This window comes from Deltaproteobacteria bacterium, assembly GCA_016931625.1.
Taxonomy (GTDB): domain Bacteria; phylum Myxococcota; class XYA12-FULL-58-9; order XYA12-FULL-58-9; family JAFGEK01; genus JAFGEK01.
Genome location: JAFGEK010000083.1, coordinates 1 through 5,138, shown reverse-complemented (window position 1 = coordinate 5,138; position 5,138 = coordinate 1). Strand labels below are relative to the sequence as shown.

The following is a 5,138-nucleotide window of genomic DNA, read 5'->3' as shown; positions in this document are numbered from 1 at the left end:
CCTGCTCGTAACACTAATAACACTGTTGGTCCAGTTTTGTATTGTAGACATTTCTCGTTTACTTCTTCCGTTTAAACTGTCTACCACCAATAAAATGTTGTTTGCGTTTAAAATTTTAGCTACTACAGTTGACGCCGCTATGGCTAAACTGCTAAACAACCGCTCACTTAAAAGCTATAGGTCGGGGCAGTAGCTCAGTTGGGAGAGCGCCGCGTTCGCAATGCGGAGGTCGAGGGTTCGATCCCCTTCTGCTCCACCAAAAATCTTATACAAATTAACAGGTTAAAATAACACTATCAGATATAAACTATTATTGCCTTAAAAAAACACATCTACATAATCTGCACAGCCTTCACACGGATTGTTTATTTGCTGCAGCCTCCAGTACTTACGCTTGCCTATGGCACGAAAAGTAATATCACCAGTACGAGTGCATGGCCGACCGCCATTGTTAAAACTAACCTGAGTTATGATCTTTCCACGGAATGAAAAGCCCTCTTTTTCTATTTGAGTGATCCAACCATCGATAATTAATTGAGAATTTTGACCAGCCCAAGTTACAAGATAAGATCCATATCTATAAGTTTCTCTGGCTATAAAGCTGACTTGCCTACCTGTACTTCTAATAGTACTCCCGCCATTCTGCCAAAATATTCTAAATGATTGGCCAGTGTTCTTTAATACAGACCAAGTGTTATTTATTCCGGCTTGTAAGCTATATCGACCGTTTGCAACTGCAACTTCATATTGTTCGGGATGTAACTTCTCAACAGCTAATTTGGCATTTTGTGAAAAAACAGTAACAGTTTGTTTTTCTTTAGTTACACTTGAAAATATATCTTCAATATATGCAGTTATTTAATCAGCCGGAATAAGTTTAATAGCCTCTTTAACTGTGCCAAATGTAAACCTAGCGGCATCCTGTTTACTGGCAAAAGTAAAAGGTAGTGTTTTAAGGCTTCTAAAAAAACTTACAATTACCTCGTCACTAAACGTAATCGCCTTTTGTGCAGTGCCAGAAATAGTGCCCGTTATTGGACCAGTAGCCATAATATACTCTTTTCTCAAACTATAGTTTAATCTATAACCATTATCGGCTTATCTTAAAATAAATGTTGCTTATTAATTAAGGATAAATTGTAACTTATTAAGCCTCAGATGAAAAGATACAACGCCTTAGCTAACATACTAAAATCATTAATATATTAGATTTTATTTATTTTTGGTTGGTTGATTAAAATTCACATAATAAAAATAAGCGCATACCACAAAACATGTATAACATGCATATCATGCAAATGAAGCATGTTATGCAAAAAATGCCCTGAATATCACCATAACTCATATGTCAAAGTGCTAGAAATGCTGTTATAACTTATGATCCTATATGATCCTAAGCGATAAGCCTTAAGGTACCAGTATTTTTCAATTGGGGCCCACTGAATTTCATTTCCTTGTTTGTATTCGCGCTATTGGCTTCGCCAACTGGTTAGAAAACACTCAGCCAACACGAATACCCATGCGATGCCGACAACGGTCGGTACCTAAATTCAACTAGTAAAGGAGAGATTAATATGCACAAATTAATTCAGAGTATCATTGTGTGTGGAGTTATGGTTCTAGGAGTTACGACTGCCAAAGCTTCTGATGCCAAAGGATATCCGGGGACTTTTTGCCAGTCGAATTCGTCTGCGGCACAGCTTAGTGGAGAAGCCATAGTAAACACGAGCTCTGGCACAACTCAAATAAAATGCGGCATGATTCGCGATGGCAGCAGTATTAATCAAGTCAAGGTATTCGTCAAAGACCTTAATGCTACAAACGATGTTGGCTGCTATGTGTCAAGCCGAGTCCCGAAGACCGACGCGGCTGGTGCTTGGGGTGAATGGACACCATGGTCATATACTGAAGGATCAAGCAGTTATGACAAGGTGCTCACCTTTGGCTCGCTAAGCGGTTGGGACTACGGATACTATGGTCTGACCTGTAATCTGCCCGGAGTCTTTTCAAGTAATCAATCGTCCCTTGGTGCGTATTGGGTTAGAGAGAACTAATATTTAATTTCAGGCGGTGGGGCTTAGGCCCCATCGTCTGATTTTCGTCCAAAGGAGTATATTATGCGACCAATATTGCTCGTTGGTATTATTGTGGTTATAATCGCTTTAGCAGCCTTATTAATTGGACGGATATCTTTTAGCGATCAATTAGAGCACCCGAGTGTTGCAGTAGTCAAAGCAAACACGGTACGCCGTAACATCGCTGCTAGCACAGAAGGCCAAAGCCGACAATTGGCACAACTGCGAGCCCAATTGAATCAGCTTCGCCAAACCCAGCAAGAGCTTACTGACCAAGTCGCTCGCCTCGAACGTAACGAAAAACAAGCCGATGGTTCACTGGCAAAACAACAAGACGAGCCCGAGCAAGGCGAAACAAGCATGGCAGTAGCAGCCGCTAAAGCTTTGGATACCAAAGATCGACTAGAACAAACTCTCGCCCTGCAACCAGCCGACAGCGATTGGGTAGTAGAAGCCGAAGATGGCCTACGCGCCGGTGTAGGACGAATACTGCCTGGTGCTTCAGTGGTAGATGTCGATTGTCGGGCGACTTTTTGTCGCCTCGAGCTGGCGTTTGCCGATATGCAAATGCTCGAACAAGGACTCGATGCCCTACCCACAGTTTCACCTTGGAATGGTGGTGGTTTTTTTCATGTCGATGGCGGCGATAGTCTCAAAGCGGTAGCCTTCATTGCCCGTAAGGGTATGGCATTACCGCGTTAATTTTTATTACTTCCACTTAATTCCTAATGGTGGAGATAATTTATCATATTTAGTTTCACCCCAACACTTGACTTTACCGTCAACACGTAATGCACAGTTATACTCATAGTGAGATGCAACTTCGACATATTGCCCTGCTGGTGGTACAAGTTTGGCTAGCTTGTCTGCTCCCCAACAAACAATCAAACCATCTGCTCGTATAGCACAAGCATGGTTTACCCCTACACTAACCTGAACAAAGCTCCCTTTCGGAGTATGCCAATCTTGAGCTCTTCCCCAACACGATAAACGTCCATCTGTTTGCACACCACAGAAACAAATAGACCTAGCGTCTATTTGGGTAAATCTACCAGGGGGTGCATTAATATTCTCGGTATAAAAGTCATCATCTTGTGGTTTTGTACCACCTCCCCAACAAACAACTTCATCGTTGGTATTTATTGCACAGAAATGTACATCGCCGTTGGCAACCTGTTTGAAAGTACCTTTTGGTGGCTGCGCCAAGCCATAATCTTGTCCACTACAATCCATGCCATGTCGCTCATCAGAACGCCAACATGCTATTTGGCCAGTTTTAGCTAAGCCACATGTTTGATGACTTGCAGCTATAACTTGGCTCCACGGGCCAAGATGTTCTGGGAATGGTTTGCACCTTTTAGGTGCATCGGTAAATTGACAATTGTCGCTTGCTAATGAACCACCAAAACCCCAGCAGCGAATTATTCCTTCTAAAGTAACGCCACAGCCAAAGCTTTCATTTAAAGATAGCTGCTTAAAAAATTCATCAGGCAGTGAATCTTTATTCCGCTCAGTATAATTAGACATGTCTTTATGTTTTTCTGGAGTATGCCCCCAACACAGAACACTTAGATCTGGTTGCACACCACAAGCTCTATCATTACTCACACTTACTTGTGTAAAATTATTAAAAGGCGCTTCGTGTGTGCCATTAGGGCCAAAACAAAATACTCGACCATTTTTTTGTACGGCACAGGCAATTTGAGCTGCAGCGGTAACCGTTTGAAATTTTTCAGCTATCTTCAATTGCGACCAATCCCAGGCTTTTGTAGGAGGTTCATTTTCAGGTTCTGCCTCAATTCGACCCCAGCAGACTAGCTCATCATTTTGATTAATAGCGCATGAATAACCAACTCCAGCAGCGATATCTTTGTATATGCCTGCTGGAGGATTTGAACCCTTAGTCTCTCCCCAGCAGACAATTTTACCATTGGTTAAAATTGCACATGCATGCTCATACCCTGCAGAAAGCTTAATAAACTTCCCTGGTGGCGGGGAGGATTGACCTTTTTGATTATCACCCCAACATTTTATAGAGTGGTTTTTATTAAGACCACATGAAAAATATTCCCCAACAACCACAGCTAAAAAACTTCCTGAAGGTGCTTTTGTTTCTTGGCAATCTAATTTTCCATTTTTGCAGCAAGAATTGGTAATATCTTCTTCGGTTTCAAATATTGGATCTGGCTCACATGAACTATCTGCGACAATTACATCACTCCTTTTCCAACATTTGATTCTGCCATTTGTTAATATGGCACATGCATGTATATCCCCCAAAGCGACTGACTGGAACTTTCCTTTCCATGGGATAGATCTATATTCATCACGAAATTCAAAAAAATTCTTTTCAGTTGGCATAACCCCCGAAGTTGCCCAACAATCAATTGTATTATCTATTTTGATGCCACATGCTGCCCACAAACCAAGAGAAATTTTTTTAAAACGTGTCTTTGAAGATTTTGCTGATTTTGGTGCTCCCGATCCCCAGCAATATACTTTACCATTTTTTGCAATTAAACAGGCGTGATCATTAGTTAAAACTAACCTTTTTCTAAAAGCATGTATCGAAGAGATTTTTGAAGACTGTTGAGCAATTACGGGCCGAGAAAAAAGCAGAACGCATAAAAACAAAAATATAAATTGTACACTAGCTATTCGTAATAATGACATTATTTGACCTTTTCAGCTCGATTCGTTAAAAATATTAGTTAAGTTTGCATATATTAATTAATTTATACTTCATTATTTCAAAAAAATATTTTGTTTTTAACAACGCACCGAATTAATCGATTTAAGTCTCTTTTTATGTTAAAAACTTATTTAATAGGCGGTGGTTACTCAGAAGGTTATAAGGTGATTCCATGCGTTTTTATCTGCCTTTCCTAACAACATTTATTCTAGCAATACTAATCATCAATTGCGGCAATAACAATGTTTCAAATATCCCATCAGCACAAATGCGCAACGTGACTCTTACCCTGACTCTTAGTCTCATTTTTCACTTTTATCGGAATTGGATTCCTACTTTCGTAGGAATGACGAGGAGTTACGTAAAACTCT

General features: G+C 40.5%; 4 protein-coding genes and 1 tRNA gene. 3 read left to right on the top strand and 2 right to left on the bottom strand.

Features of this window, described 5'->3' with window-relative positions:
• Positions 1-183: 183 nt before the first annotated feature.
• A tRNA-Ala gene (locus JW841_07815) sits at positions 184-259 on the top strand.
• A 599-nt stretch (positions 260-858) separates the two neighbouring features.
• Here the strand turns inward: JW841_07815 and JW841_07810 are convergent.
• Entirely contained in the window at positions 859-1,050 is a 192-nt protein-coding gene (locus JW841_07810) for a hypothetical protein (protein ID MBN1960837.1), read from the bottom strand.
• A gap of 524 nt (positions 1,051-1,574) precedes the next feature.
• Here JW841_07810 and JW841_07805 point away from each other — a divergent pair.
• Positions 1,575-2,054, top strand: a complete 480-nt coding sequence (locus JW841_07805; protein ID MBN1960836.1) for a hypothetical protein — start codon at positions 1,575-1,577, stop codon at positions 2,052-2,054.
• Between the two features lie 63 nt (positions 2,055-2,117).
• Entirely contained in the window at positions 2,118-2,777 is a 660-nt protein-coding gene (locus JW841_07800; GenBank protein MBN1960835.1) for a hypothetical protein, read from the top strand.
• Between the two features lie 6 nt (positions 2,778-2,783).
• On the opposite strand, the gene JW841_07795 is transcribed toward JW841_07800, so the two are convergent.
• Complete coding sequence (locus JW841_07795; GenBank protein ID MBN1960834.1) at positions 2,784-4,748, bottom strand: hypothetical protein; 1,965 nt, start codon at positions 4,746-4,748, stop codon at positions 2,784-2,786.
• Between the last annotated feature and the right edge of the window lie 390 nt (positions 4,749-5,138).